We start from the raw sequence: 26,761 nt of genomic DNA, 5'->3' as shown, positions 1-26,761 counted from the left end.
TCCATCTGCAGCCGCGGTGCGCGCCGACCCCGGCGTCGGCGCTTTCGAACGGGCGAAACCTGCCGAGGTGACGCGTCGCATTCCGGCCCACACGTGCTGTCAGCCGGTGCTCGACCAGCCCAGAAAATGCTCATCTACCAGCGTAAACACACTGTCAGCGCCCATGTCAGAGCGGTATCAGCCCGCTGTCAGCGCCCCCGGCGAAAGTATTCACATCAACGAAGCACAGCGAACCGGCCGACCGGCCGAATTCGCCACCCACACAAGGAGAAAACAATGACCACCTTCCAGACCCCCGCCCCGATCGCCGTCACCGTCGAGGTCCTGTCCGCGACCGTGAACGTGATCGCCTCGGACCGCACCGACACCGTCGTGCAGGTCCAGCCCGCCGACCCCGCCAAGAAGGGCGACGTACGGGCCGCGGCCCAGACCCAGGTCGACTTCGCCGGCGGCGTGCTGACGGTGAAGACCCCGAAGGACTGGCGCACCTACACCGCCTTCGGCGGCAACCCCACCATCGACGTCACCATCGAGGTCCCCGCCGGCTCCCGGCTCAGCGGCACCTCTGGCTGCGGAAACCTCTACGCCAACGGCGAACTCGGCGAGATCCGCGTCGAGACCTCGATGGGCGACATCGTCCTGGACCGCCCTCTCGGCTCGGTTACCGCCAAGACCGCCAAGGGCAACATCCGGATCGGCGCCGCCACCCGCGGCGACATCCGCCTCGAGACCTCCATGGGCGACCTCGAGGTCGGCATCCGTCCCGGCAGCGCGGTGACCGTGCACTCCAACACGATGCAGGGCGCGGTGCAGAACCAGCTGGGACCGGTCGCGGACGGCAACGGCGACAACGTCGACGTCTACGCCCGCACCTCGATGGGCAACATCGTCGTCCGCCACGCGGTGGCCGCCTAGTGCTGGGACGGCAGGGCCGATCCACTCCGCCGAGCCCGGGTACGCGACAACATCTCGTACCCGGGCCCCGGGAAAGCAGCTACCACCAGGGCGAATCCAACGTGTCAGGCCCGTATCAGGTCGATGTCAGCCGATCGGGCGAAGGTATTCCCATGACCAGTTCCGCAACCGCGACACCAAGGGCACGGAAGGCGAACGGGCACAAGATGATCCGCAACGACGCGGCGATGCGCAACGGCGCGCTCACCATCTTCCCCACGCCCCGCGGCCCGATCGCCGAGAAGTAGAGGCAGCCCATGGAACTCCGGGTGGACCGGGAGCGCTGCATCGGCGCCGGAATGTGCGCACTGACCGCTCCCACGGCCTTCGACCAGGACGACGCGGACGGCCGCGTGCTGCTGCTGGACACGGCGGCCGACCCCGAGGGCATCCGCGAGGCCGCACGGCTGTGCCCGTCCGGCGCGCTCACCATCGTCAACTGAATCGTCACGTGAGGAAATCCCCGATGAGCCAAGCAGATTCGATCCCGCACGGCCTCCCCACCGCTCGCGACGCGGGCCCGTTCAACCCGCCCAGCGCGGTCGCCGAGCTGCGCGAGACCCGCCCGGTCAGCCCGATCGTCTTCCCGGACGGACACCAGGGCTGGATCGTCACCGGCTACTGGGCGCTGCGCGAACTCCTGGCCGACACCCGCTTCAGCTCCCGCCAGGACCTCGGGGTGCTCCACACGCTCGAGGACCTGCCCGACCTGCCGGCCGACCGCGAACCGTCGCCGCAGATCCCCGGTGTGTTCATCGCCATGGACCCGCCGGACCACACCCGGTTGCGCCGCAAGCTCACCGGCGCCTTCACCGTCCGGCGCATGAAACAGCTGGAAGACCACATCGTCGAGGTCGTCGAGCGGCAGCTGGACCACCTGGCGAGCCTGACCCCGCCGGTCGACCTGGTCGCGGAGTTCGCGCTGCCGGTGCCCTCGCTGGTGATCTGCGAGCTGCTCGGCGTCCCCTACGCGGATCGGGTCACCTTCCAGTCCAACTCGGCCAAATTCCTGGTCCGGGACCAGGAGATCGAGGAGAAGATGGCCGCCTACGGCGCGCTGACGACGTACCTGGCCGAGCTGGTCATGAGCAAGCGCGCCGAGCCCGGCGACGACCTGCTGTCCGATCTGGCCCGCCAGGACGATCTGTCCATCGAGGAGCTGACCGGCATCGCGTTCCTGCTGCTGCTCGCCGGGCACGAGACCACCGCGAACATGTTGGGCCTGGGCACATTTGCGCTCCTGGAGTATCCCGAGCAGGCCGCCGAGCTGCGCGCCGAACCCGATCTGATGCCCGGCGCCGTCGAGGAGCTGATGCGCTACCTGTCCGTGGTCGATGTTCTCTACCGCTACGCCGCGGAGGATCTCGAGCTCGGCGGCGAGACGATCGCCAAGGGGTCGACCGTCGTCATCTCGCTGCTCGCGGCCAACCACGACCCCGCGCGCTTCGAGAACCCCGATGCCCTGGACATCCGCCGCACCGCCCGCGGCCACCTGTCCTTCGGCCACGGCGTCCACCAGTGCCTCGGCCAGCAGCTCGCCCGCATCGAGATGCGAGCCGGATTCCAGGGCCTGCTGCGCCGCTTCCCGACTCTCGCCCTGGCCATTCCGGCGGAGGAGGTGAAGCTGCGCACCGATATGAACATCTATGGGGTACACGAACTTCCGGTCACCTGGACCGAAACCTCCTAGTAACCACGCACTCCGGGGCGGGGATCCGGCGGATCCCCGCCCCGGACTCATATCCCGTACCCCAGCCATGCCCGCCGACCACCAGGCCAGTTGCGTGAGACACTCGAGCGCACGACCGGACGTGGTCCGCCCCCATCCGCTCGATGTACCGCCGCGCCCGAGATCGGACGTGCCAGCAAACCCGATCACCGCCCCACCACAGGGGCCGGGGCGAGTGACCCAGCGGGTGCGAGTGTCCGCTGCCACTGAAAATGCGTGTTCAGCGTGCAAATCCCGCGTTTCGATCGGGTCTGGCGGCACAATGTGCCCCATGCAGCCATTTGCCAGAATGATGCTTGCCGCCCTCGCCGGCGCGCTGACCGTGGTCGCCGGATCCGCGGCCGCCACGCCCACCGCGTCCCACACTCAACTGTTCCCCCAGCCCGTGGCCGAGCCCATGGGAATCCATGCGCAGGAGGCGGAGCTCGCCGACGCGACCACCGGCCTCCCGCTGTGGTCGCGGCAGGCCAACACCCCGGCCCCGATCGGCAGCCTCGTCAAGGTGATGACGGCGCTGGTCGTGCTCAACTCCGGCGACCTCGACCGGAATATCACCGTGCCGCAGGGCATCATCGCCTACGACGCCAAGTACGACGGCAGCGCCGCGGGCCTGGTGCCCGGCGAGGTGCTCACCGCGCGGGAGCTGCTCTACGCGATGCTGCTGCCCTCGGGCTGCGACGCCGCCTACGCCCTGGCCGAGTCGTTCGGCCCCGGCCAGGACGCGTTCATCGCGAAGATGAATGCCACCGCGCGCCAATTCGGCATGGCGGGAACGCATTTCAGCGATCCCAGCGGGCTGCCCAACCCGACCGACCGCGCCACTCAGTCCACCCCCGCCGACCTGGTGAGGCTCGGCATGCGCGCGATGAACCTCCCGGCCTTCCGCGACGTCGTCCGGCTGCGGAGCTATCACCTGCCTGCCGCCCCCGGCCACCGCGACCACGTCTGGCGGACCACCAACCGCCTGTTGAGCGACTACCCGGGCGCCACCGGCATCAAGACCGGCAGCACCGACGCCGCGGGCACCTGCCTGCTCTTCGAGGCCGTCCGCGCAGGCCACCCCCTGATCGGCGTGGTCCTGCACAGCTCCCCCGGCGACGGCGCCGTCGCCGCGTCCGACGCCGAACACATGCTGGACTGGGGCTTCGGCCCGACGGTCAGCGCACTGCCGCTGCTGAGCGTGCTGCCGTTCGGCGCACGGTAGTCCGGCCCCCGCGGCTAGCACTCGACCCGCGGGGGCGAAACTCGCTGTGGCCTAGGCGGTCTAGGCAACCCGCAGCACGAGCTTGCCGCGTGTGCGGCCGTTCTCACCCCGGTCGTGCGCGGCGGCGGCCTGTTCCAGCGGGAAGACCTCCGCAACCTCCACCCGCACCTGCCCGTCGTCGATGAGATCCGCGATCCGGGTCAGGGCCGGACCGTCCGGCTCCACGAGGAAGGGCGTCGACCGCACGCCGAGTTCCGCTGCCGCGTCGGCCAATTCGGGGGAAACCCCGCTGGGGACGGCAACGATCACGCCGCCCTGTCGCAGCACCCGCAGCGAGCGCGACGAGGTCTTGTCATGCTCGTCGCCGACCAGATCGATGACGACATCGACATCGCCCACGGCATCCTCGAACCGGACCGTGGTGTAGTCGACGACCTCGTCCGCGCCGAGCTGCCGCAGCCAGTCGTGGTTCCTGCTGCTTGCCGTGGCAATCACTTGGGCGCCAAGGTGTTTCGCGAACTGGACCGCGAAATGCCCCACCCCGCCCGCGGCGGCATGCACGAGCACGCGCTGTCCCGCCCGCACGTCGGCGGCGTCCACCAGGGCCTGCCAGGCGGTCAGGGCCGCCAGCGGCACGGCCGCGGCCTGCTCGTGATTCGCGGTGACCGGCTTGCGGGCGAATTGCCGCGACGGGGCGGTCACATACTCGGCATAGCCGCCGGCCGCGTGTGGAAACCGTGGCATGCCGTAGACCTCGTCGCCGGGCCGCAGCGCGGTCACGCCGAAGCCGACCGCCTCCACCACTCCGGACACGTCCCAGCCGAGCACGAGCGGCGGCTCGCCGAGCACCCCCGCCATCCCGCCGCCGCCGCGGGTCTTCCAATCCACCGGGTTGACCCCCGCCGCGTGCACCCGCACCAGCACCTCGGTCGGCAGCGGCTCGGGGCGGGGCACCTCCCGCACCCGAAGCGCGCTCGAATCGCCGAAACTCTCCAGTACCACCGCACGCATCGTGTCCGCGGACATCGCGTCACCTCTCGATTCGCGGAAGACCTCGGGCGGTCTCCCTGTTGACGGAGGTGAAGGTATCCCCGAGGGGGTACTTACCATCAAGAGCTGCAACTTTCCTCGAGGAAAGCTGCCTGGTGAGGAGATCAGCAATGCCGACAAGCTGCCCGACCGGACGGCACGCGCACCACGACGTCTACTCCACGCAGTGCCCGTGCCGGCCGATGTTGGATCTGCTCGCGAACAAGTGGTCCGCGCTGGCGATCGGCGTGCTCGAGGACGGCCCACAACGGTTCGGCGAGCTCCAGCGCCGGCTGCAGGGCATCAGCCCCAAGGTCCTGACCCAAACACTGCGCCGCATGGAGGATTTCGGCCTGGTCGACCGGACGGTCTATCCGGCCGTTCCGCTGCACGTCGAATACGCCCTCACCGAACTGGGTGAGAGCGCGGCGGTGCCACTGAACAACCTGCGCGCCTGGGTGGAGCGCAACCTCGATGCCGCCCTGACGAAGGCTGCGAGCTGAGAATGCGGCAGGGCCGCTGCGCCTGCGGGATCTCGGTTCCAGATGACGCCTCGAGCCGAGTGCCATTGGCGGCCAACCGATCTCACAGAGCGCATCGGACCGGGCGCCGTGGGTGGGGCACACTCAGGACCGGCCCACGATTTCCTGCAGGACAGACAAGACAGGCGTGGCCGGACGCCCGATCAGCGTCTCGAGCTCGGGGTCGGTGGCGGCGAACTCCCCGCGGCGCGAGGCGTGGAACATGCCGAGCAGCAGCTCCGCCTGGGCGGCGGGGACGCCGTGGGCGATCATCGTGGCGGTCCATTCGGCGTCGTCGGCGACGACGCGACGGATCGGGCGGCTGGTGAGTTCGCTGAGCATGGCGGCGATGTCGGCCAGGTCGTGGGCGGTGGGCGCGGTCAGGGGCGGGGTGGGGCCGTCGAGGCGGCCCTCGTCGGCGAGCAGGGTCGCGGCCGCCTCGGCAAGGTCAGCGTGCGCGGTCCAGGAAACGGGGCCGTCGGCCGGCGCGACGAGTTCGCCGGTCTCGAGCGCGCCGCCGAGCAGGCGCGCGATGGTGCCGGCGTAGAAGCCGTTACGCAGGGCGGTGAACGGCGTGCCGGTCGTCGCGAGGTAGCGCTCGGTCGCGGCATGGTCGGGCATCGGCGCGAAGCGCGAATCCGCCGCCGCGCCTTGATGACTGGTGTAGAGGATTCGTTTCGCGCCGGCCGCGCGCGCGGCGTCGATCGCCGCGCGATGCTGGGCGACCGCTGCCGCACCCGTCGAGCCCGCCGAGACGACGAGCACCTGCGACGCACCCTCGAACGCCGCGGCCAGCGAGCCGGGCTCGCCGTAGTCGCCACGGCGCACGCGCACTCCGCGCGCGGCCAGCGTGCGGGCCGTGCCGGTGTCGCGAACGCTGGCGCCCACCCGTTCGGCGGGCAGCCGATCGAGCAGCCTGTCGACGATCCGGGAGCCGAGCTGGCCGTTTGCGCCGGTAACGATGATCATGATGCATCCTCTCGCGGTTATAACGCTGATAATATCAACGTTAATAACCACGATAGCAACAATCGCTATGATGGCCACATGGCAGAGACGAGGTCGGGAACCAGGCACCAGACGCGGGCGAGCATCGTGGAGGTCGCCGCGCAACTCCTGCGCGAGCAAGGCCCGGGGGCGGTCACCATCAGGGCGGTCGCACAATCCGCTGGCCTGCAGCCCCCAGCCATCTACCGCTTCTTCGAGGACAAGGACGCGCTGCTCGACGCCGTCGCCGAACACGTCTTCGCCACCTACGTCGAGGCGAAAGCCGTCGCGCCGGATAGCGATCCGGTCGCGGACCTGCGCGCCGGATGGGACATGCACATCGACTTCGCCCTGGCCAACCCGGCCGTTTTCGGCCTGCTCACCGATCCGCACCGCAGCGGGCACTCACCCGCGGCGGCCGCCGGGGTCGAGGTGCTGCGCACCCGGGTGCGCCGCGTCGCCACGGCGGGCAGGCTCCGGGTCGGCGAGCGGCGAGCCGTCGAGCTCATTCACTCCGCCGGCACCGGCGTACTGCTGACGCTGCTGGCCACGGCCCCGGGGGACCGCGACCCCGGCCTCGCCGACGCGATGTACGACGCGGTGACTCGCGCGATCCTCACCGATGCCCCCGCACCCCCCGAGCCCGTCGCGCTCGATCCGGCCGCCCTGCCCGGGCTCACCGCGGCCGAACGCGCCCTGCTGTCCGAATGGCTACAGCGCCAATAAATTCCGCGCATCGCACCCCGCACATGCGAAGGGCCGCCGTCCCGAACGGAACGGCGGCCCTGGGCGGTGCAGCGTCGAGAACTACTTCGCGGCGACCGGCGTGCGACTGATCACCTCGTCGACCAGACCGTAATCGCGGGCCTCCTCGGCGGAGAACCAGCGGTCGCGCTCCGAATCCTCGGTGATCTGCTCCGCGGTCTGCCCGCTCAGGTCGGCGATCAAGGTGGCCATGCGCAGCTTCATGCGGCGCAGCCGGTCGGCCTGGATCTTGATGTCCGACTCGCTACCACCGATGCCGGACGACGGCTGGTGCATCAGGATTTCGGCGTTCGGCAGCGCATGACGCTTGCCACGCGCGCCCGCCGTCAGCAGGAACTGACCCATCGACGCGGCCATTCCCATCGCGTAGGTGGCGACGTCGCAGGAAATCAGGTTCATCGTGTCGAAGATGGCCATTCCGGCAGTAATGGAACCGCCGGGAGAGTTGATATACATCGAGATATCGGCGTCCGGATCCTCCGCGGCCAGCAGAAGCATCTGAGCGCACAGTTTATTGGCAATCTCGTCGTCCACTTCCTGACCCAGGACGATAATTCGCTGGGCGAGTAGGCGATCGTACAGAGAATCGCCCCAAGAAAGCCCGCCCGACGCGGCCCGGTTGACGGGCGTAGCGGAGAAGCCGGACCCAACGACGGGCTCGGCCGCTGCCTGCCTGTTCTCGTACATACCCACGTGCTGCTCTCTTTCTGTCACTGCACTCCGACCTGCCGAGCCTACTCTAGCCGGGTCCGGAGCCCTGGTGTCCGCTGGTACCAACGGGTTCGCTGAGAGCGTAGGTTCCCCCAGCGGTCCGTGGGCGTGAACGAAATATCGAAACCGGCCCGCCATTCTGTATTTTTCCGCGGGATCCGCCCGAATTATTCCGAACCCGGGCAATGCGCCGGGAATGGCTCACCCCACCGAGCGGATTGCCTCGGCAACGGCGGCGAGCGCCAGCAGCCGGACCGTATCGACCGCGGCGTCGACCGAACCGGTGGCCGCGGCAATGATGCCGTCGCCGTCGAACCGGGTGTGCGGGGGCGTGAGCGCGCGGGCGAGCCCGTCGTGCGCGCCTTGGGCGACGATATGGCAGCCGACCTTGTCCAGGCGGGCATTGGTGATCACAGCACCGATGGTGGTGTGGGTGCGCGGCGCGGCCGCCTCCCGCAGCGCCTCGAAGATCGCGGCCGAGTCCAGACAGATCCCGCCGCTTCCGTCGTCGATGTCGCCGAAGGCGTTGACCGCGCACACCGCGACCACCACCAGCTCGCCCAGAGTCTTTTCCGCACAAACGATCCCGCCGGGCCGCCGCTCCGGCCCCCGCCACTGCGAGGTGTACGCGCCGGTGCCCGCGCCCACCCGCCCGCGCAGAATCTGCTCCCCCGAGGCCGCCGCGGCCGCGGCATATCCGTGCTCCGCGGTAGGCCGCACGGCCGGATCGCCCGCGGCCAGATCGAACAGCGCCATCGTCGGCACGATCGGCACCCGCCCGCCGGGCGTGACGACGCCACGCCCCTGCTCCTCGAGATAACGCATCACCCCGTCGGCCGCCGCGAGCCCGAAGGCCGAGCCCCCGGTCAGCAGAATCGCGTCGACGGAATTCACCGTCTTGTCCGGCGCGAGCAGATCCAGCTCCCGGCTGGCCGGCGCACCGCCGCGCACCTCACAGGAGGCGACGGTCCCCTCCGGCAGTGTCAGCACCGTGCACCCGGTCTCCGCCGCCGGATCCGACCAGTGCCCCACCCGCACCCCGGCGATCCCGATCGTCATGCTCTCCTCCGATTCTCGACGAGTATCCCTGCCACTATGTTGGAGCAATGGCGCAACTGGGAACCACCGACCTCGACATCTACCCGCTCTGCCTGGGCGGCAACGTCTTCGGCTGGACCTCGAATCGCAACGAATCGTTCCTGGTCCTGGACGCCTTCACGGCCGCGGGCGGCAATCTGATCGACACCGCCGACGCCTACTCCGCCTGGGTGCCGGGACATTCCGGCGGCGAGTCGGAGACCATTCTCGGCGAGTGGATGGCCTCGCGCGCCAACCGCGACCGGGTGTTCATCGCGACCAAGGTGGCCAAGCTTCCGCAGCGCCCCGGCCTGAGCGCGAGCAATATCCGTGCGGCCGCGGAGGATTCGCTGCGCCGCCTGCAGACCGATCACATCGACCTGTACTACGCCCACCACGACGACACCGAGGTGCCGCTCGAGGAAACCCTGGCCGCCTTCGACGAGCTGGTCCGCGCGGGCAAGGTGCGCCATCTGGGCGCCTCCCAGTACACCGCGCCGCGGCTGGCCGAGGCGCTGGAGATCTCCGAGCGCGAGGGCCTGGCCCGCTACCAGGTGGTACAGCCCCACTACAACCTCGTCGAGCGCGAGCACTACGAGGGCGACCTGGCCGACCTGTGCGTGCGCGAAGAGCTCGGCGTGCTCCCGTACTACGCCCTGGCCATGGGCTTCCTGACCGGAAAGTACCGCCCCGGCGACCAATTCGCCGGAAACAGCCCCCGCGCCGCCGGCGCCCGTGGCTACCTGAACGAGCGCGGTATCGCGATCCTGGCCGCCCTCGACGAGATCGCCGCCGCCCACGCTGTCCCGGTCGCATCGGTCGCCCTGGCCTGGCTCCGCGCCCGCCCCGCGATCGCCGCCCCCATCGCCAGCGCCCGCGTCCCCTCCCAGCTCGATGCCCTGCTGAAGTCGGCAAACCTGGATCTGACCACGGCAGAGGTCGACACTCTCACCGCCGCATCGGAATAATCCACCTCGCAGATCCCGAAGACACCGCCATCCAACGCGTGCACTACGGGTTGACCCACCTCGCGCCGCGCTCGCCTCAGTGCGGTCGGTGAAGCACACTGAGTGCCGAACCGGGACGGATCCCGAGGGGACACAGCGATGGCGAACATATCGACGGTATTCATTCGAGCCGAGCAAAATCCGGATGGTGCTGGAGATCTGACTCCCGCCGATCTGCTCGAGGTACTCCTGTGGCGCAATCAAGGTTCCACCTACAACGTGCCGCTGTGGGAGCGCATCAGCGGCAACCTGATCGACCTGCAGTTCGGCGCGAAGTGGGGCGCCGGCTTCGCGGTGACCGAACTGCGGGACCGGTTCGGCGACCAGCTGCGTTCCATATGGGCGCGCTGGACCGATGACACCGACATGCTCGAGTACCGCACTCCCGACGAGGCCGGAGCGTGCCGGTGCCCCTACTGGTTCGACGAGATCCGCCTGACCCCGGCACTCGATGCACCGGCCGCCTCGACCGCACCGCCGGGTTGGTCGGCGTCCCCTCTCGGCTGGCGCTCGATCGACGGCCCGCGTCGCCGGTTCGCCGACAACTGCCGCACCGGCTTGTCACTGTATGTCGATCCCGGAGTGCCGACGACGACCTCGACGACGCGCGCGGCCACGAACTGGCTGTTGAGCGACGACTGGCTCACCTTCTACTGGCCGAACCTCGATGTGCCGGAATCGATCACCGATTACATCCGGTCCAACGACGAGGGGCTGCACCGCGTCGAGGTGTGCTGGCGGGGCATGCCGGTCGAGACCTCGATCCGCATGGGCTCCGGCCCGGACGACGGCTGGACATTCTGGTCCGCCGACGACTGGTCGACCTGCGCCGACGACGAATTCGTGCACTACTTCGGCAACGAGTAAAGGCGCTGTCATCCGAATGCCTTGGATGACAGCGCCCTTCGTCCCGATCGTCAACGCTCGGCGACCAGCTCCGAATCCGGGTCCTGCTCGGAATCGCCTGCGGCAGTGGCATTCTCCTCCAGCACCGCCTCGCCGCGCGCCACCATCCCGGCCTCGTCGGACAGTTCCACGTGCGGAATGAACAGCGCCAGCACGAACGCCAGCACCGCGCCCGGAATGATGTACCAGAAGCCCGGAACCAGCGCGTGCACATACGCCCCGACGATCGCGTCGTGCAGATCGGCGGGCAGATGCTTGACCACCGCCGGCACCAGATTGCTCGGATTCAGGTGCGAGCTGACCACTTCCGGCATGTGCGAGGTGAACGCATCGGTCAGCCCCGAGGTCAGCCGGCTGGTGAAGATCGAGCCGAAGATCGCGACGCCGATCGCGCCACCCATCTCCCGGAAGTAGTTGTTGGCGCTGGTCGCGGTGCCGATCTGGCCGGGCTCCACGGCATTCTGCACCACCAGCACAATGATCTGCATGATCAGGCCCAGGCCCGCGCCGATGACGGCCAGCTGCGCACCCACCACCCACATCGGGGTGTGCGCGGTCAGCTGGGTCAGCCAGAGCATGCCCGCGATCATCAGCAGCCCGCCGATCGGCGGAAAGACCCGGTAGCGACCGGTTTTGGTGATCACGCTCATCGAGGAGATCAGCGTGATCATCATGCCGACCATCATCGGGATCAGCAGCAGCCCCGAGATCGAGGCCGAAACCCCGGTCGCCATCTGCAGATACGTGGGAATGAACGCCAGCGCCGCGAACATCGTCAGGCCGACGATCAGCCCGATCGCCGAGGTCAGCACGAAGGTCCGGTTGCGGAACAGCCACAGCGGCAGCATCGGCTCCTCGGCCCGCGCCTCCACGGCCACGAACGCCCCGACCACGATCACCAGCGCCGCGACCATCCCCAGGATCGTCGCCGAGCCCCACGCGTATTGCTTACCGCCCCAATCGGTGATCAGGATCAGCAGCGCCGTCGCGGACGACATCAGCACGGCGCCAAGGTAATCAGGCCGGGCCTTGGGACGATGGGTCGGAATCGACAGGTACCGCGCGGCGATCACCAGCGCCACCAGCCCGATCGGCACGTTCAGCCAGAAGCACCACTGCCAGCCGAGATGATCGGCGAACAGGCCGCCCAGCAGCGGCCCCGCCACCGAGGTGATGCCGAAGATCGCGCCCATCGGGGCCATGTACTTGCCGCGATCCTTCGCGGGCACCACATCGGCGATGATGGCCTGCGCCAGGATCATCAGACCGCCGCCGCCCACGCCCTGCAGCCCGCGGAACACCACGAATTCCCAGAAGCCCGTGGACATTGCCGCGCCGATCGAGGCCGCGGTGAAGACCGCGATCGCGAACAGGAACAGCCAACGCCTCCCGAACATGTCGCCGAACTTGCCGTAGATCGGCATCACGATGGTGGTGGCGAGCAGATACGACGTTGCGGTCCAGGCCATGTACTTGACCCCGCCGAGGTGGCCGACGATGGTCGGCATCGCCGTGCCCACGATCGTCTGGTCCAGCCCGGCCAGGAACATGCCCGCGATCAGCGCGGAGAAGATCAGCCAGATTCTCTTCTGCGTCAGGACAATCGGCGGTGGTGCTGCATCCGTGGTGGTCATCCCCGTCTCCCGTGGTCGGTGGTCTTGCCGGTGGTCTCGGGCGCGAACAGCCGGGCGGCCATCGCGCGGTAGTCGTGCACGGCCTCACTCAGCGACCGCTCCGGGTTCTGCCCGAGAGCCATGGCCGCGCGCATCGTCAGCATGGACATCAAAGCCGCTGTGAACGCGCCGAATTCGGGCGAGAGATCATCGCCCATCCGGGCGGACAGCAGCTCTACAACGGCGGTCTCGTGCTTGGCGCCTGAGGCGACGAATGCGGCCAGCACCCGCGGCTCGTCCCGGATGATCTCGCTGACCTGCTCGATATCCGCGAGTACGTCCTCATCGAATCCGGCCATGTAGAGCTGAATCAGATCCTCGAGCAGCTCCCCGGTCGGCCCGCCCGCGACGAATTGCGCACGCGTTTGCGGTGTTCCGACCTCGCCGACGGGCCCAACGACGGCGTCCAGCTTGGTCTCATAGTAATTGAAGAACGTGCGCGGCGACACCCCGACCGCCTTGGCGACGTCCTCCACCGTCGTCGCGTCCATCCCCCGCTCGAGCACCAGCCGCCGCGCGGCCCGGCACAGGTCGAGCCGGGTCTGATACTTCTTCTGCTCACGCAGCCCGACGGGCGCCTCGTGTTCGAACAGGGACATACCCAGAAACTAGCACAAACTGCAAAATTTCAGAAAATGCAACTTCTGTGAGCCGGGTTACACCCGACACCCGCCCCATCGGCGAGCGCTGCGCGAGATGAAGGCCGGCCATCCGGCACCCTCCATAGATGCCGAGAAGTCACTCGGAACGGAACCGTCGTTCCGCGTAATAGAACGGCGAATAACATGACCGTGCCCGCCGGACAAAAATTTCCGAGGTTCCGATCCGGCGGGCACTGATCAATACCCTAGCCACGCGAATCCGGGGCGCCCACACGCCTTTCCATCAAAGGATCCGCGATTCACAGCGGCGATCAGCCAATGCCGCAACGGATTCCCGAATCATGCATAGCTACAAATTTGCTGCAACGCTCGCACTACCAAACACAGCGGGCCCGTACCGTAACTCCCGCCCTGGTGGTCCCGGGTTATGCCGTAACTCCTCGGACCCCTCCGAATCCCCCGAATCCGGCTGCCACTTCGGCGTGTTCCGATCCGCCAGCGCCCGACTGATCTGCGCCCCCGTGGTGCGGATCATCGGCACAACCGCCCGGGCCGCCTCGGTATTGGGCACGATCGCCGACAGCGCCGCCACCACCTCACGCCCGGTCGAGCGCACCGGCACGGCGATCGCGGTATTGGCCGGATCGATCAATCCGGGACAGTAGGCCGCACCCGTCCGGCGGATCTCCGAGAGCAGCGCGCGCAGCGCCTGGGGGTCGGTGACGGTCCGCGGCGACAACGGCGGCAGCGGCCCGGACAGCACGGCCTCCTGCAGCCCCGACGCCGAATAGGCCAGCAGCACCAGCCCCGGCGCCGAGGCGTGCAGCGGCAGCCGCGATCCGGGCCCGTTGAGCACGGTCGGCACGGCATGGGGCGCGGAGAGCAGCTCGATGAACATCACCTCGAACCCCTGCCGCACGCTCAGGTGCACGTTCTGCCCGATCCGCGCGCTGAGCTCGGTCATGTAGGGCGTCGCCACCCGGACCAGATCCCGGGTCGGGGCCGAGCGCGAGACCAGTTCCCACATCCGCAGTCCGATCCACACCCGCCGGTCGGCGTCGCGCTGCAGCCAGCCCCGGTCCACGAGCTCGGACACCATCCGCGACACGGTCGGTAACGAAAGCCCGGTCCGCTTCGACAGTTCGGAGACAGTGATGACCGGATTATCGTCCTCGAACGCCTCGAGCAGGCGCGACAAGCGCGAGAATACCGACTCCCCATTGGAATATCTGGCCATAGAACGACTTACCTCCGGTTTATCCGGGACACCCGACTACGCGCCCGCAACGCTGCGAGCGCGACCGGTTCCGACTTTTTCGGATCGCGCTGTCTGCCCCCTGGTCGACCGCTTAGAGTTGTCTGTGAATCCTTTAGACTTGCAAACAATGAAATCCCGGAGAGTGGGAATTACATACAAGGAAACCCCTGTGATGACGCAATTATGTGCGCGATCACAGGGGTTTCCCGGTGCCCGAATTATCCGATACTGAACGGCTTGCCGTAGACGGTGACGTACCCGATCGACGAGTTCGTGTACACCTTCGCCTGCGCGAACGACCGCGCCTGCGCGTAGCCGCCGCAGCCGTCCACCGCCCACTGCTCGTCGTGCCAGGTCAGGCTCTGGTGCGGGCCCGGAACGGACTGCCACGAATAGTGGCTGTCCACGCCGAAGTCGTCCGGCTGCTCGATGTCGAGCAGGTCCAGTTCCTTGGCCTGACCGGCCGCGAGGGTGAGCGTCGTGGAGCCGGTGCCGGTGGCGGATACCGAGTTGCTGCTCGGGTCCGCGGTGGCGCTGGCGCCCACGCCGTTGGTCATGCCGCCGGACAGGTCGACCTGACAGCCGACGATGTAGCCGACGATGAGGTGGGTGGATGTCTTCGGGTCGCCGGCCGCGCCGCCGGTCAGATTGACCTGGGCATGTCCGCTGGTCCAGGTGTTGCGGCTGAGCGGGGTCGCGACCATGGACGGGTTGATGTTCGCCGATTCACCGGTGATGTCGACGTGCACGACGGTGCCGTCGCCCATGGTCTGGGTGATGTGGCTGTCGGGTAGCGGCACGAAGGTGTCCGCGTTGGCCGCGCCGGTCGAGAGGAGTCCCACGGCCGCGACGGCGGTGGCCCCGATGCCTGCCAGACGGGCGAATGCACCCATACGAATTGTTTTCATTGCAAGTGTCCTCGAGAAAGTGGTGGGTGAACTCAGCCGAGGCTGAACGGCATGCCGTAGAGGGTGGTCTTGGTGTAGTCGGGGCCGACGATCTCGACCGTCACCACCTGCCGGGCCTGCGCATAGCCCGCACAGCCCTGCACGGTGACCTCCTGGTCCTGCATATCGAAGTGATAGACACCGCTGGTGGTCATATCCTTCTGGTCGTAGTTCACCCACTTGACCTGGCCCGGAGCCAGCGGCAGCGACAGCGAGCCCGACAGGGTCGGGGTCGTGCTGATCTCGCCGGAGACGCCCGCGGTCAGGGCGCCCAGCGCCACCTGGCAGCCGACGACATACCCGACCGACATGGTCGAGGCGCCGTGCGTCGAGGAGTTGTTCGTGCCCGGGTTGTTGATCGGGCCGTTGTTCGGGCCCACCGTGCCGGGCGGCGTGGTCACGTTCGCGGTGATGTGCGTCGAGAGCCAGGCGACGCGCCCGGCCCCGTTCGCCGCCAGCGACGGCGAGATGTTGACGCTGTTACCGACACTGTCGATGGTGACCCCGGGGTTCACGACGTGGCCGTCCGGCAACGGCACGAAGGTGTCCGCGTTGGCGGCACCCGTCGAGAAGAGCCCGATCGCGGCGGTGCACGCCGCGGCGATACCGGTGGCCCGGACAACCCAGGCCGAACCGGCTTTCTTGATATCCCTCATCAGTCCTCACTACCAATCATCAGGCAATGCCCCGAGACGAAGTCGGAGCATTCGTCCGGTGCGCCGAAAGGTCGCTTCACAGAAGTCGTAAACCGCCGAATACAATGCGCACCGTGCCGAACGGTAGCTCAAATCACAAAGAAACCCAGTTGGTGTTTCCTTCATTGAATCTCCGGACATCACGGCCTATTTCGCGCCGATTTCCATCAATGAAATAGATCCTTCATTGAAATCGCGGTGGCTTCGGGCGCCCCGGCTGGGCACGCTGAAGACGGCCCGTACGGACTTCCTCGGCGCTCAACTCTCGAGCGAGCACCGGACTGCACTCCGGAACCCTCGATCCGCCGTCGAGGTTCGTAAGACCACCGGGCTCCGGGCGCGCCCGTCGAAATGTATGCCCCTCATCATGTTTCGGCGGGCACGCCCCCACTTCGGTGTCAAGACCCCTGGTGTGACACATCCGATGCGAAACATCCCGCGCCCGGATTCGCTTTTGGGGCCCGCGGCGAGCAAACTTCGGGGCATGAGCCAGGAGAGCGGGCCAACGCCCGGATTGTTCAGTCACACCTCAGCACCCATCGAGACCGACAGCACCGCGTCCCACGACAAGGTACAACGGCCCCTGTTCAGCAGCGCACCGTCCGCCGAGCCGCAGGTCCCCACCGACGGCGACCGCTGACGGGTCGCCCCCCGTCACCGCCGCGATTCCACCCCGTACTCCGGCGATACTCCGCAGTCGTTCCGGCCACCGGCAACCCCGTAGTCCCGGAACCGCACCCCAATCGTTCAGGCCCTCCGCCGCGGTCGCAGCCACCGCCACGGCCCCGCCCGAACTCGCGCCCGAGTGGACCACCACCGAGGACGCACAGCCGATTACGCTGGGACGCGTGAACGCACTCAGCGAGAAGGCCACCACATTCCTGTCCCTGCACCGCCCCGGTGATCCGGCGATCCTGCCGACCGTCTGGGACGCCTGGTCGGCGAATCTGGTGCAGCAGGCCGGATTTGCGGCACTCACCGTGGGCAGCCACCCGCTCGCCGATTCGCTCGGCAAGGCCGACAAGGAGGGGATGACCTTCCCCGAGGCGCTGGCCCGCGTCCGCGAAATCACCGCCGCCGTGGACATTCCCGTCTCGCTGGACATCGAGTCCGGCTACGGCCTGAAGCCCGAACAGCTCATCGAGGGCCTGCTCGAGACCGGCGTGGTCGGGCTGAACATCGAGGACACCGTGCACAGCGAGGGCGGTCGGCTGCGCGAACCGCAGGAGCATGCCGATTTCGTCGCGGGCCTGCGCCAGGCCGCCGACGCCGCGGGCGTGCACGTGGTCGTCAACGCCCGCACCGATCTGTTCCTGCGCCAGGACGGCGATGCCGAGACCCGCGTCGAGCGCGCGATCGCCCGCCTGCGCCTCGCGGCCGAGGCAGGCGCCGACGTCCTGTACCCCGTCGGCGGCCACGACCCGGAAACCCTGCGCCGCCTGACCTCCGAACTTCCGCTGCCGGTGAATGCAATTGGCATGCCCGACAAGGGCGATCGCGCGTACTTCGCCGAACTGGGCGTCGCCCGAGTCAGTTTCGGCCCGTTCCTGCAGGCGGCACTCACCGCCGAGACGAACCGACTCCTCGGGCGCTGGAGTTGATCGCCCTCACCCGGACCGAGCTCACCCATGACACCTGATCCGGGCGGGTGGGCGCGATCGGCGCTGAGGGTGCTGTCAGCAACTCGCTCGGCAGACGAGCCCACGCCCCTGTGGAGCTTTCCGCTCCCCGGGGATTCGACGGTCGAGCTGTTCGTCAAGGACGAGTCGCGACGGCCGACGGGAAGCCTGAAATACGGTCTCGCGCGCAGTCTGCTCGCGGATGCGCTGCGGCGCGGACGGATCCGCGAGGGCACAATGCTGATCGAGGCGACGAGCGGGAATCTGGCTGTGGCCGAAGCCTATTTCGCGCGCCTGATCGGGCTACCGTTCACGGCTGTGGTGCCGCGCCGCACCGCGGCGGCCAAGCTGGCCCGGATCGAGGAATACGGTGGGCGCTGGCATCCGATCGAGCCCCCGCTGGCCGTGTACGAGAGGGCAGCCGAGCTGGCGGTCGACATCGGCGGCTATCACATCGATCATTTGAACGCCCTCGGCGACGCGGTGGATCACGACGAATCGAACCTCGCCGCCGAGATCCTGGACGACTGCGAACGGATCGAACGCGCCGCCCCCACCTGGATCGTGACAGGTGTCGGCACCGGAGCCACCTCCCGCGCCATCGGCCGCCATCTGCGCACACACGGGCACACCACGCGACTGGCCGTGGTGGATCCGCAGAACTCGGCGTACTTCCCGGGCTGGGCCAGTGACTGCCCCGATTACGCCACCGGAATGCCCTCGATGATCGAGGGCATCGGACGCCCGCGCATCGAACCCGCATTCGACCCCGAGGTGGTCGACCTGGTCATTCCGGTCGGCGACGCGGCCAGCGTCGCGGCCATGCGTCATCTCAGCGATATCACCGGCAGGTCCGCCGGTCCGTCCACCGGCGCTTGCCTTGTGGGCGCCCTGCACCTGATCGCCCGGATGCGCGAGCAGGGACGAGCCGGGACTGTCGTTGTCGTGCAGGGAGATTCGGGCCGCCCCTACGCCGACACGTATTACGACGACGGTTGGATCGACGCCAAGGGCTGGGACCTGACCGAACCAGCGGCGGCACTTGCACACTTCGCAGCGACAGGCCGCTGGGATCTCCCCCGTTCGGCCTGAGTTCCGGGCCCGACCTCAGCTCCCGCCGCAGGCCAGATCATGTGTTGAGCGCGGGTGACGGTGGGAAGGCTACGGGCAGAGCCGACAGGGACCGGTGGAACGGGCCTGGCCGCCATGTGAGGTTCTCGACCTCGGTCGCGAGCCGGATTTCGGGGAGCACGTCGAGGAGCTGGTCGATGGCCTCCTGGGCGACCAGGTACGCGATCGATCGGCCGGGGCAAGCGTGCAGGCCGGCACCCCAGGCCAGATGCGAGCGGTTGCCCGCGTAGCCGTTGCGGTCGGTGATGGAGGGGTCGTCGTTGCAGGCGGCCATGCTGATGACGACAGGTTGGTGCGCCGGCAGCCAGACATTGTCGATCAGGATCGGCTGGCGGGGGTATCGAGTGCACAGATTCGCCAACGGCGGATTGGTGAACAACACTTCATCGAGTGCGTCACGGGTGAGCATGCTGCCGCCGAGGACGCTTCCGGCGAACCGTTCGTCGGTCAGTATCAGTACCAGCGTGTTGGCGATCAGGTTCTGCATGGGTTCGATCCCGGCGCCGTACATCAGCACCAGTTGCTCGACGGCCTCGACGTCGTCGAGCGCGACCGGATGCCGCAGCATCCGCGTAGTGATGTCGTCACCGGGTTCGGCCCGCTTCAGCGTCACCAGGTCGGACAGGGCTCGGATGATCATCGCGTTGCCGGTTTCACCTTGGGTGCCGTCGAGCATGGCGGCGAAGCCGGCGGCGATGTGCTGTCCGGTCTCTGGTGGGCAGCCGAGGATGGCATTGACGATCGCAAAGGTCAGGGGGAAGGCGTACTGGCTGATCAGCTCCGCCGACCCCTCCTGACAGAACGTGTCGATCAACGACGTCGCGACCTGTTCCACCGTGTGGCGCACGGCATGCAGGTCGGCGTTCTCGGTGCCTGCGAGGATGGCCTGCCGGTACCGGGCGTGTTCGGCGCCGATGCTCTGCAGGGCCGCGGGTCGCCATTGCATCACAGGCAGCACCGGACTGTCGGCCGGAACGGTCTTCTCCCAGATTCGCGAGTCGGAGGGAAAGTGGTCGGAGTCATGGAGGATCTGCACCGCGGCGCGGTAGCCGATCACCAGGGTGGCGGGCACCCCCGGCGCCAGTTCCACCGGAGCCAACGAGCCGAAACGCTCGCGCATCGAGCGGTACACACGGTGTGGATCGGCGGCGAATTCGGGTGAGTACAACGGAACACGCGGCCCGTCCGGGCCGGTCGGCAAGCTCTGTGTGAGCGGGCGAGCGGCCGTGAGCGGCGAGAACTGCGGCGATGTCAAAGGTGTGACTCCGGGAGGTAGGTCAGAATTCGGCAACCGCGATCCGGGCTGCCCCGGACGCGGCCGCCGCAGCGTACCAGCGAAACCGCGCTCCACACGCTAACACAAAGCCGAAGCGCAACAACATAAGTCGAGCGGGGTGGAGAAGAGGCGATGCACCCCACGACTGGCAACAAGATGGTCCCATCATTGGCGGAATCCACGGTCTCCCACCATCTTTCCCAGCTCCGCAAGGCCGGCCACGAGGCCACGGCCTCACTTCCACCAGGACGGCCACGGGATCGGCAGACTGACGATAACGATCACTTATCGCTGCAGTTCCGGACTGCCCCTTGGTCGACGCCACGATTCGCGGTGAACTGGTCTCAACGAAAGATCAGGGCCCGCAACGGCTCCCGACCAGGAGGAACACCATGAACCGCAACGCCGAGCAGACCGTCCGCGAGTACTTCGACGCCCTGGCCACCGGTGGCGACGTCGCCGCGTACTACGCCGAGGACGCGACCTTCTGGTACCCCGGCGACCTGCCGATGTCGGGCACCTGGCGCGGGCGCGAGGCCATCGTCGAGGGCTTCCTCGGCGCCGCCTTCGGCCTGCTGGACCCCGACAAGGAGACCACGATCGAGGTCACGAACATTATCGCGGCCGAACCCTACGTCACGGTGGAATGGGATTCGATGGCCACGGTCCGCAACGGCAACGCCTATCACAACAAGAACATCGCGATCTTCCACGTACAGGACGGCCTGATCACGACCGCCCGCGAGTACGCCAACACCCAGCACTGGGAGCACGTGCTGCGCGATCCGCAGGCGGCGTGAGTCCCCGTCCGACCGAACGAATGTCCCGGCCGGGACGCGGCTACCCGGGAGGAAGGTGTTCCTTGACCCAGGCGTCGGCCGCCAGCTTCGCGTCCTCGACTCCGCGAGCGGATACCTCGCGAAGCATCCCGCCGTCGGGCCGGGAGATGAGCCAGGCGCAGGTGGTGCCGGTGGTGCCGGTGATGCGAGCATGGAAGGTGCCGAATGTTTTGGTTAACCACCATTCGGCCGGGTCACCGTCGACCTCCCACCCGTCGGACGCGTGCTCCGGTCGGACAGGCCCGAACGGCCCTCCGCCCACTTTTCTTCGCGCCTGGCCGACCACCCGTTTCCTCTCCGTTACCTCTACCGACCGATACTCTAATATTCTCGCCTGCCTTGCGAGACAACAAGTTTTCGAGCATGGAATTTAGTTGTAAACTGACCCGTTCGCATTTCTGAGCACACCGAGCAAACTTTCCAGCTGCGGCAACCCGAGCAGCCCCGGGAGCGTCGTCACCAACGCCCACCTGCGCCAACACTTCTCGAATACGACGCCGTCACTTCCCCTGAACGCTCCCGAGCGCCCGGCAATTCTTCCCGCGCAACCATCACGCATACTCGGAAGCGCCGAAACATAATGCGGTAGTGCAATTTCCGGCAGCGCACACCGGTTCCTTCTCTCTGGTGGCGAATCGCGCCCGTGAGGCTACGTTCATCCGGTTCCATTCGATCGACCCCGTGCCGAACCACGCCGGTTCGTGGGTCGACGGCCAACAGGAGAAGACCACAGGTGGCCATCGCGGATATTCAGGCGTTCGCCCATCTCACCGACCCCGACATCGAGGCGCTCGGTTGCGAACTGGACCAGATCCGCACGGATATCGAGCAGTCGCTCGGGCAATCGGACGCGGACTATATCCGGCGTGCGATCAGGATTCACCGCGGTGTCGAGGTGGCCGCGCGTGTGTTGTTGTGCGCCAGCCGATATCGAACGCCGCGGATCGCCGGGACCATGATGCTGGCGACCGCGAAGATCATCGAGATGATGGAGCTGGGCCACAACATCAGTCACGGTCAATGGGATTGGATGAACGATCCCGAAATCCATTCCACCAGTTGGGAGTGGGACTTCCTCGGCCCGTCCGCACACTGGAAGCGCGCGCATAATCACGTGCACCACACCTACACCAACGTCTACGAAATGGACGAGGACCTGGGCTTCGCCGTCCTGCGGATGACCCGCGACGAGCCGTGGCGTCCGGTCCATCTGCTGCAACCGATCACAAATCTGCTCATCGCCGCATCGTTCGAGGTGGCCATCGCTGTCCACGACCTGGGGGTAGAACGCCGACATCTGAGCATTCCCCGCAGCCGAGTGGGGTCGGCGCCGAATATCGAGTTCGCGCGAAAGATGGCCCGCCAGGTCGGCAAGGACTTCGTGCTGTTCCCGGTGCTGAGCGGGCGGCGCGGGTTCCGGCACACGCTCGCGGCGAACGCCACCGCGCTGTTGCTGCGAAACCTGTGGTCCTACCTGGTGATCATGTGCGGGCACTTCCCCGACGGCGCGGAAAAATTCACCGTCGAGCAACTGGACGAGGAGACCCGCGGGGAGTGGTATCTGCGGCAACTGCTGGGCTCCGCGAACTTCACCGCCGGCCCGACGCTGGCGTTCATGACCGGCAACCTCTGCTATCAGATCGAACACCACCTGTTCCCCGACCTGCCCAGCAACCGCTACCCCGAGATCTCCGAGCGCGTGCGCGCCCTGTGCGACAAATATGACCTGCCGTACACGACCGGCTCGCTGCCCACACAGTTCTGGCTGGCGCACCGCACCGCGTGGAAACTCGCGCTGCCGGACCGATTGCTGCGCCGCACCGCCGACGACGCCGCCGAAACCCGCTCGGAACGCAAGTTCTCCGGCGTCTCGCCCACCTCGGCCGATCGATTGGCGGCGACCGACCCGGCCATCGGCGCACGACGCGGGCTTCGCACCGCCTTGGCCGCGGCCGAATCACCGAAGCGCCGAGCCGATCACGGTGTGCGCCGGTGGATTCGGCGGTGGATCGCCTCGATCACCGGACGGCGCTGAGGGACACCAGTTGAAAGGACAGCCCTTGACGACAGAGCGGCCCGTGGTTCGGATTCTCGCCGGAGTGGCGGGCCGCAGCCTCACGCTGATGGTCGGGATGGCGATCGGCGCGGTGGACGCGATCACAGCCCGGCGAGACCAGAACAGTCCGCAACCTGCGCCCGCGGTGCAACCGGTCGTCGTGGGTGTCAGCGGTGGCGCGATCGCGGCCGCGGCGATCGCGCTGGGAATGCCCCGGGATAGGGCCCGGCAGATCGCGGTCGCCTATCCCCAACAGGATGTCCTGGGCGCGAAGAGCTTTCGCGCCATGCTGACCCGACACGCACTGTACCCGCAGCCACGAATTCGAGAACTTGCCCACGCGGTCGTCGGTGACCGCACCTTCGCAGACTTCGCCCTCGATCCAGAATCCTCCGAACAGCAGCCACACCGAGCCGCGTCATCATTGCTCATCCCCGTTTACTCGGCCGAACACGGCACCCTGCTGCTGCCCCGCGACCTCCCGAAGCTCGGCCTGTCCGACCTGCCCGTCGCCGATGCTCTGGTCGCCGCCACCCGGATACCCGGAGCCCTGCCCGCAGCCCCGGGACTCGAGGACATCTTCGACGGCGGTTGCCAATACCGAGTGCCGCACGACATCTTCGCCCCACACCCCGCCCTGATCCTGGACCTGTACGGGCCGCAACCGCACGACAGCCGAGGCGGATTGATCTTCCCACTGCTGCATCCATCACTGCCCGCAATCGCCCACCGCCCGCGTCCATTCCGCGACGAGACCCTGTGCGAATCAACCATTTTCGCCCACGAGCCCTACGGCGCCGCGCTCAAGGCGCCCACCCGGACATCCGAAGAACAGTTCGACACCGGTTACGACATCACCACGAGCTGGATCAATTCCCGGTCCGACCAGCAACTTCTGAACGTTCTCGACCCGGATGTCCTCGGTCTGCCGAAGGAGACCGTCGCGGCCGATCGAGTCCGATCCATCGCCTGACCGGTCGGCGGCCCCTAGCCTCGCACGCACGGATCCCAAACCACCCACGGTCGCCGCAGTGGCGCGGTGCAAGGCCCGTGTGAGCCAGCGTGGCAGAAGAAGCGGCCCGGGCGGCCACCCTGTAGGGGCTCGGGGAGTCCCGAGCGAATGTTGTTATGCTGGATCGGATTTCGAGCGGCAACACAGGGGGGATCGTGACTCATCCTAATTTTGGCAGCTCTCATCCGCTGCAGCCGACTCCGCCCGGACCCCCCATGTCCTATTTCCCCATGGGCGGACCGGGTTATTCAATGCCGCCCGGGCAGCCCGCGCCGTTGGAGCAGGTGCCCCAGTTTCCTCCGCTTGGACCGAACTATCAGATGCCGCCGCAGCGACGCGGTCACGGCGCTCTGATCGCGGTGGTGGCCGCGGCAGTGGTCGCCGCACTGGCAGTTGCCGCAGGAGTCGCATATGCCATGTGGCCGTCATCCAATGACCTGAGATCGATCGCCGGCGATTGGACAGATAAGGAAAAGGTGGTCGTCAGAGCCTTTCCGAAGATCGTCACCGATCCTGGCAATCAGGCTGGCTGGCAGGGGACTCGATGCTACGGCGACGTCGACAGTCCCAATGACCAGATCCAGGGCGTAACTTGCAGCCCACCGAGCGTGAGCTTCACAGTGAGCATCCTGGACACTGGCAACGCCAACGCCGCAGTCGCCTATCTCGCCGGGCGAACAGACGCACAGTGGCAGAAAGCAGCGGTTGCCCACGACGGATTCTCGGCCCCACTGTCGGTGTGGACCGCCCCGAGCGGCGACGAGATCCGGACCGGTTTCGGCGCTGATTCGAAATTCGGACGGTACGTAGTCGACTTCCGCATGGACGGCCACCCCAAGGAGCAGCTCATCGCGGCGTGGAAAAAGCTTCCTCTGCGTTAGGGATGTGGTTGTCGTCCAACCGATCTGCGCCATGTCACAGCCGACAACACATGATGACCACGGGATCCATGAGGACCCGGATGGCTTCGCGGTGGGCTGGTGGTGTGGACGGCTGGTGAGCAGGCGAGGACCCCGGCTGTGATGCCGAGACCCTCACCTGCGTTGGCGCTGGTCGGTGGGGTCAGTTGGCGGGCGCTGGGTTGAGCACTGCCGGGTCCACGTCGGGCACTGCGAGTCTCGGGTTGTACCCGGCCGCGACGACCTTCATGACAAATCCGGCGGCCTCTTCCAGTTGGCGAGCGTGGGCCAGCCCCGCGATCACCGCGGTCTCGGCTCCCAGATCGGCGATGAGGGTTGTGGCCAGATCGAGCCCGTCGGGCTCGTCTCCGCATACAGCCACGACCGGCGCAGCCTCCGGCAATCCGGTGTAAGGCCAGGAGGCTCCGGCGAAAAGGTGCAGTGCTTTCACCACCCGCGCTCCGGGAGCCGTGCGAGCCACCAACTCCGCCGCCGACCCGGACGCCGGCTTCAACTCACCGGTTGCGTAGTCCACCGGATTGGTGCAGTCGATCACCGTCTTGCCGACGAAGGATCCGTCCGGACCGCCGACAAGCGTGATAGCGGCCTCGAGCCCTTCGTAGGACACCGCGACTACGATGACATCCGCGCTCGTCGCGAAGTCGCCCGGGGCGATAGCCGTGGCCGCGGGTCCGATCTGTTCGGCCGCCTCACGTGCATGCACCTGATTGCGCCCGGTCACCAGAATCGAGTGACCGGCACCGGCCCAGGCCCGGCCGAGCGTCACGGCAAGGTTGCCGGTGCCCAGGATGCCGATATTCATAACGTTCTCCTTCGTCGGGAAATGATGACCTCGAGAACGCTACGAACCATGCTCCTACCGATCGGTAGGAGCATGGTGGGAGACTGATCCCATGATCGAGGGATCCTGCCAAGTCTTCGTCTCCGACTGTCACGTACGCGCGGCAACCGAGCTCATCAATCACACCTGGGATCCCGTGGTGCTCTCGGCGCTCCGCCTGGGACCAACACGCCGCAACGAGCTACTGGCCCGCATCACCGGCGCCAGCGACAAGGTACTCACCCAATCGCTACAACGCCTCCAATCCCACGGACTCATCACCAAACCGGTCACCACCCCGCCCGCGAACAACAGTGCGATCTACCAACTCACCCCACTCGGCGAATCCTTCGCCCACGGACCACTGGCCCATCTCGCTCAATGGGCAGCCGACAACCACACCGAACTCACCGAGCCGCACACAACGTCATGACCCGCAACAGCTAGCTCAGCACGGGTTACGGCCCGCCCGGCAGGCGGCGGCGGCCCGTGTGGAGTTCGGCGATGAGGTCCTCGTAGCCGATGGCCAGTTCTGCCAGGCGTTCCCAGGCGTCGCCGAGGCGCCAGTCGACCGGGCTGGCCAGGGCGGCGTAGGCGGTGGCGGTGAACCGCGCGACGCGGTCGACGACGGCACCCAGGGTTTCGGTGTGCACGTGGGCCGAGCCGTGCGCCGGCGGGAGGGACGAGGTGACGCAGCGGTCGATGTCGGCGATGTGTTCGGCGCGTTCGAAATCCAGCTCGGCCGTCTCGGGACAGGTTGTGCCCAAGCGCCTTTCGTGGAGCTCAGTGAGAGCGTGCGCCGCGCGCAGGATCGGATGCCGGTCGTACTCGAGGCCGCGGCAGGCGTGCAGCAGTTCGGATTTGGTGGGCAGGGGTTCGCCTAGCATGGTGGGGCGATCTTCGAGGTGGGACATCTGGGTGCCATGGGTTCTCGTGTCGTGGGTGGATATGGATCGGACGCGCAGGGGATTTCGCGCGGCATCGATTCGGTGTGGAATATTCCGAGGCTGAATATCTCGGCTG

At 67.4% G+C, this 26,761-nt stretch carries 30 protein-coding genes; 17 read left to right on the top strand and 13 right to left on the bottom strand.

Features of this window, described 5'->3' with window-relative positions; all coding sequences use genetic code 11:
• The first annotated feature begins 276 nt into the window (after positions 1-276).
• The 5 genes from KO481_RS05485 (at position 277) to KO481_RS05470 (ending at position 3,887) form a co-directional block, all read left to right on the top strand.
• The gene (locus tag KO481_RS05485) at positions 277-915 is read left to right on the top strand and encodes a DUF4097 family beta strand repeat-containing protein (RefSeq protein WP_215915747.1); all 639 of its coding nucleotides are present in this window, start codon (positions 277-279) and stop codon (positions 913-915) included.
• A 152-nt stretch (positions 916-1,067) separates the two neighbouring features.
• A complete protein-coding gene (locus tag KO481_RS43855; protein WP_281066003.1) occupies positions 1,068-1,202 on the top strand; it encodes a hypothetical protein in 135 nt (44 codons plus the stop codon).
• Between the two features lie 9 nt (positions 1,203-1,211).
• Complete coding sequence (locus KO481_RS05480; RefSeq protein WP_215915746.1) at positions 1,212-1,397, top strand: ferredoxin; 186 nt, start codon at positions 1,212-1,214, stop codon at positions 1,395-1,397.
• Between the two features lie 23 nt (positions 1,398-1,420).
• The gene (locus tag KO481_RS05475) at positions 1,421-2,644 is read left to right on the top strand and encodes a cytochrome P450 (RefSeq protein ID WP_215915745.1); all 1,224 of its coding nucleotides are present in this window, start codon (positions 1,421-1,423) and stop codon (positions 2,642-2,644) included.
• Between the two features lie 310 nt (positions 2,645-2,954).
• Positions 2,955-3,887: a D-alanyl-D-alanine carboxypeptidase family protein gene (locus KO481_RS05470; RefSeq protein ID WP_245400276.1), complete on the top strand. Its 933-nt coding sequence runs from the start codon at positions 2,955-2,957 to the stop codon at positions 3,885-3,887.
• A gap of 60 nt (positions 3,888-3,947) precedes the next feature.
• On the opposite strand, the gene KO481_RS05465 is transcribed toward KO481_RS05470, so the two are convergent.
• Positions 3,948-4,913, bottom strand: a complete 966-nt coding sequence (locus KO481_RS05465) for an NADP-dependent oxidoreductase (protein ID WP_215915744.1) — start codon at positions 4,911-4,913, stop codon at positions 3,948-3,950.
• A 134-nt stretch (positions 4,914-5,047) separates the two neighbouring features.
• Here KO481_RS05465 and KO481_RS05460 point away from each other — a divergent pair, with 134 nt between their 5' ends.
• Positions 5,048-5,419: a winged helix-turn-helix transcriptional regulator gene (locus tag KO481_RS05460; protein ID WP_215915743.1), complete on the top strand. Its 372-nt coding sequence runs from the start codon at positions 5,048-5,050 to the stop codon at positions 5,417-5,419.
• 123 nt (positions 5,420-5,542) lie between these two features.
• On the opposite strand, the gene KO481_RS05455 is transcribed toward KO481_RS05460, so the two are convergent.
• A complete protein-coding gene (locus KO481_RS05455) occupies positions 5,543-6,406 on the bottom strand; it encodes an NAD(P)H-binding protein (protein ID WP_215915742.1) in 864 nt (287 codons plus the stop codon).
• Between the two features lie 78 nt (positions 6,407-6,484).
• Here KO481_RS05455 and KO481_RS05450 point away from each other — a divergent pair, with 78 nt between their 5' ends.
• Positions 6,485-7,150 (top strand): TetR/AcrR family transcriptional regulator, encoded by a 666-nt coding sequence (locus KO481_RS05450; RefSeq protein ID WP_215915741.1) that lies wholly within the window; start codon positions 6,485-6,487, stop codon positions 7,148-7,150.
• A gap of 81 nt (positions 7,151-7,231) precedes the next feature.
• Here the strand turns inward: KO481_RS05450 and KO481_RS05445 are convergent, their stop codons facing one another.
• Together KO481_RS05445 and KO481_RS05440 are read right to left on the bottom strand one after the other, a co-directional pair.
• Positions 7,232-7,876 (bottom strand): ATP-dependent Clp protease proteolytic subunit, encoded by a 645-nt coding sequence (locus tag KO481_RS05445; protein WP_215915983.1) that lies wholly within the window; start codon positions 7,874-7,876, stop codon positions 7,232-7,234.
• Positions 7,877-8,101: 225 nt separating this feature from the next.
• The gene (locus tag KO481_RS05440; protein ID WP_215915740.1) at positions 8,102-8,959 is read right to left on the bottom strand and encodes a P1 family peptidase; all 858 of its coding nucleotides are present in this window, start codon (positions 8,957-8,959) and stop codon (positions 8,102-8,104) included.
• 47 nt (positions 8,960-9,006) lie between these two features.
• On the opposite strand from KO481_RS05440, the gene KO481_RS05435 reads away from it, so the two are divergent.
• Both KO481_RS05435 and KO481_RS05430 read left to right on the top strand, forming a co-directional pair.
• On the top strand, positions 9,007-9,945 hold the full coding sequence (locus tag KO481_RS05435) for an aldo/keto reductase (RefSeq protein ID WP_215915739.1): 939 nt from the start codon (positions 9,007-9,009) through the stop codon (positions 9,943-9,945).
• A 138-nt stretch (positions 9,946-10,083) separates the two neighbouring features.
• The gene (locus tag KO481_RS05430; protein WP_215915738.1) at positions 10,084-10,851 is read left to right on the top strand and encodes a hypothetical protein; all 768 of its coding nucleotides are present in this window, start codon (positions 10,084-10,086) and stop codon (positions 10,849-10,851) included.
• 50 nt (positions 10,852-10,901) lie between these two features.
• Here KO481_RS05430 and KO481_RS05425 read toward each other — a convergent pair whose 3' ends face one another.
• From KO481_RS05425 to KO481_RS05405, 5 genes are all read right to left on the bottom strand, one after another.
• Positions 10,902-12,524, bottom strand: a complete 1,623-nt coding sequence (locus KO481_RS05425; protein WP_215915737.1) for an MDR family MFS transporter — start codon at positions 12,522-12,524, stop codon at positions 10,902-10,904.
• The gene (locus KO481_RS05420; protein ID WP_215915736.1) at positions 12,521-13,162 is read right to left on the bottom strand and encodes a TetR/AcrR family transcriptional regulator; all 642 of its coding nucleotides are present in this window, start codon (positions 13,160-13,162) and stop codon (positions 12,521-12,523) included. The genes KO481_RS05425 and KO481_RS05420 overlap by 4 nt, the downstream gene beginning before the upstream one ends.
• A gap of 352 nt (positions 13,163-13,514) precedes the next feature.
• On the bottom strand, positions 13,515-14,402 hold the full coding sequence (locus tag KO481_RS05415; protein WP_215915735.1) for an IclR family transcriptional regulator: 888 nt from the start codon (positions 14,400-14,402) through the stop codon (positions 13,515-13,517).
• Positions 14,403-14,641: 239 nt separating this feature from the next.
• Positions 14,642-15,331, bottom strand: coding sequence for an MspA family porin (locus KO481_RS05410; protein WP_215915734.1), 690 nt, complete (start codon positions 15,329-15,331; stop codon positions 14,642-14,644).
• Positions 15,332-15,363: 32 nt separating this feature from the next.
• On the bottom strand, positions 15,364-16,026 hold the full coding sequence (locus KO481_RS05405) for an MspA family porin (protein ID WP_215915733.1): 663 nt from the start codon (positions 16,024-16,026) through the stop codon (positions 15,364-15,366).
• A 523-nt stretch (positions 16,027-16,549) separates the two neighbouring features.
• Here KO481_RS05405 and KO481_RS05400 point away from each other — a divergent pair.
• The 3 genes from KO481_RS05400 (at position 16,550) to KO481_RS05390 (ending at position 18,776) form a co-directional block, all read left to right on the top strand.
• On the top strand, positions 16,550-16,705 hold the full coding sequence (locus KO481_RS05400) for a hypothetical protein (protein WP_215915732.1): 156 nt from the start codon (positions 16,550-16,552) through the stop codon (positions 16,703-16,705).
• A 208-nt stretch (positions 16,706-16,913) separates the two neighbouring features.
• On the top strand, positions 16,914-17,666 hold the full coding sequence (locus tag KO481_RS05395) for an isocitrate lyase/PEP mutase family protein (RefSeq protein ID WP_215915731.1): 753 nt from the start codon (positions 16,914-16,916) through the stop codon (positions 17,664-17,666).
• Between the two features lie 27 nt (positions 17,667-17,693).
• On the top strand, positions 17,694-18,776 hold the full coding sequence (locus tag KO481_RS05390) for a PLP-dependent cysteine synthase family protein (protein ID WP_215915730.1): 1,083 nt from the start codon (positions 17,694-17,696) through the stop codon (positions 18,774-18,776).
• A gap of 37 nt (positions 18,777-18,813) precedes the next feature.
• Here the strand turns inward: KO481_RS05390 and KO481_RS05385 are convergent, their stop codons facing one another.
• Positions 18,814-20,070, bottom strand: coding sequence for a cytochrome P450 family protein (locus tag KO481_RS05385; protein WP_372451907.1), 1,257 nt, complete (start codon positions 20,068-20,070; stop codon positions 18,814-18,816).
• Between the two features lie 413 nt (positions 20,071-20,483).
• Here KO481_RS05385 and KO481_RS05375 point away from each other — a divergent pair, with 413 nt between their 5' ends.
• Positions 20,484-20,891 (top strand): nuclear transport factor 2 family protein, encoded by a 408-nt coding sequence (locus KO481_RS05375; protein WP_215915728.1) that lies wholly within the window; start codon positions 20,484-20,486, stop codon positions 20,889-20,891.
• Between the two features lie 40 nt (positions 20,892-20,931).
• Here the strand turns inward: KO481_RS05375 and KO481_RS05370 are convergent, their stop codons facing one another.
• On the bottom strand, positions 20,932-21,192 hold the full coding sequence (locus KO481_RS05370) for a hypothetical protein (protein WP_215915727.1): 261 nt from the start codon (positions 21,190-21,192) through the stop codon (positions 20,932-20,934).
• 471 nt (positions 21,193-21,663) lie between these two features.
• Between KO481_RS05370 and KO481_RS05365 the strand changes: the two genes are divergently transcribed.
• The 3 genes from KO481_RS05365 (at position 21,664) to KO481_RS05355 (ending at position 24,879) form a co-directional block, all read left to right on the top strand.
• Positions 21,664-22,965 (top strand): fatty acid desaturase family protein, encoded by a 1,302-nt coding sequence (locus KO481_RS05365; protein ID WP_215915726.1) that lies wholly within the window; start codon positions 21,664-21,666, stop codon positions 22,963-22,965.
• A 25-nt stretch (positions 22,966-22,990) separates the two neighbouring features.
• Positions 22,991-23,959, top strand: a complete 969-nt coding sequence (locus tag KO481_RS05360; protein ID WP_215915725.1) for a patatin-like phospholipase family protein — start codon at positions 22,991-22,993, stop codon at positions 23,957-23,959.
• 254 nt (positions 23,960-24,213) lie between these two features.
• Positions 24,214-24,879, top strand: a complete 666-nt coding sequence (locus KO481_RS05355; RefSeq protein WP_215915724.1) for a hypothetical protein — start codon at positions 24,214-24,216, stop codon at positions 24,877-24,879.
• A 181-nt stretch (positions 24,880-25,060) separates the two neighbouring features.
• Here the strand turns inward: KO481_RS05355 and KO481_RS05350 are convergent, their stop codons facing one another.
• Entirely contained in the window at positions 25,061-25,720 is a 660-nt protein-coding gene (locus KO481_RS05350; RefSeq protein ID WP_215915723.1) for an NADPH-dependent F420 reductase, read from the bottom strand.
• A gap of 91 nt (positions 25,721-25,811) precedes the next feature.
• Here KO481_RS05350 and KO481_RS05345 point away from each other — a divergent pair, with 91 nt between their 5' ends.
• Complete coding sequence (locus KO481_RS05345; protein ID WP_215915722.1) at positions 25,812-26,171, top strand: winged helix-turn-helix transcriptional regulator; 360 nt, start codon at positions 25,812-25,814, stop codon at positions 26,169-26,171.
• Positions 26,172-26,196: 25 nt separating this feature from the next.
• Here the strand turns inward: KO481_RS05345 and KO481_RS05340 are convergent, their stop codons facing one another.
• Entirely contained in the window at positions 26,197-26,625 is a 429-nt protein-coding gene (locus KO481_RS05340) for a DUF4254 domain-containing protein (RefSeq protein ID WP_215915721.1), read from the bottom strand.
• Between the last annotated feature and the right edge of the window lie 136 nt (positions 26,626-26,761).

The sequence above is a fragment of the Nocardia albiluteola genome (genome assembly GCF_018860155.1).
GTDB lineage: Bacteria > Actinomycetota > Actinomycetes > Mycobacteriales > Mycobacteriaceae > Nocardia > Nocardia albiluteola.
The sequence above is the reverse complement of the archived record's forward strand: the minus strand, read 5'-3'. Positions and strand labels throughout refer to the sequence as shown.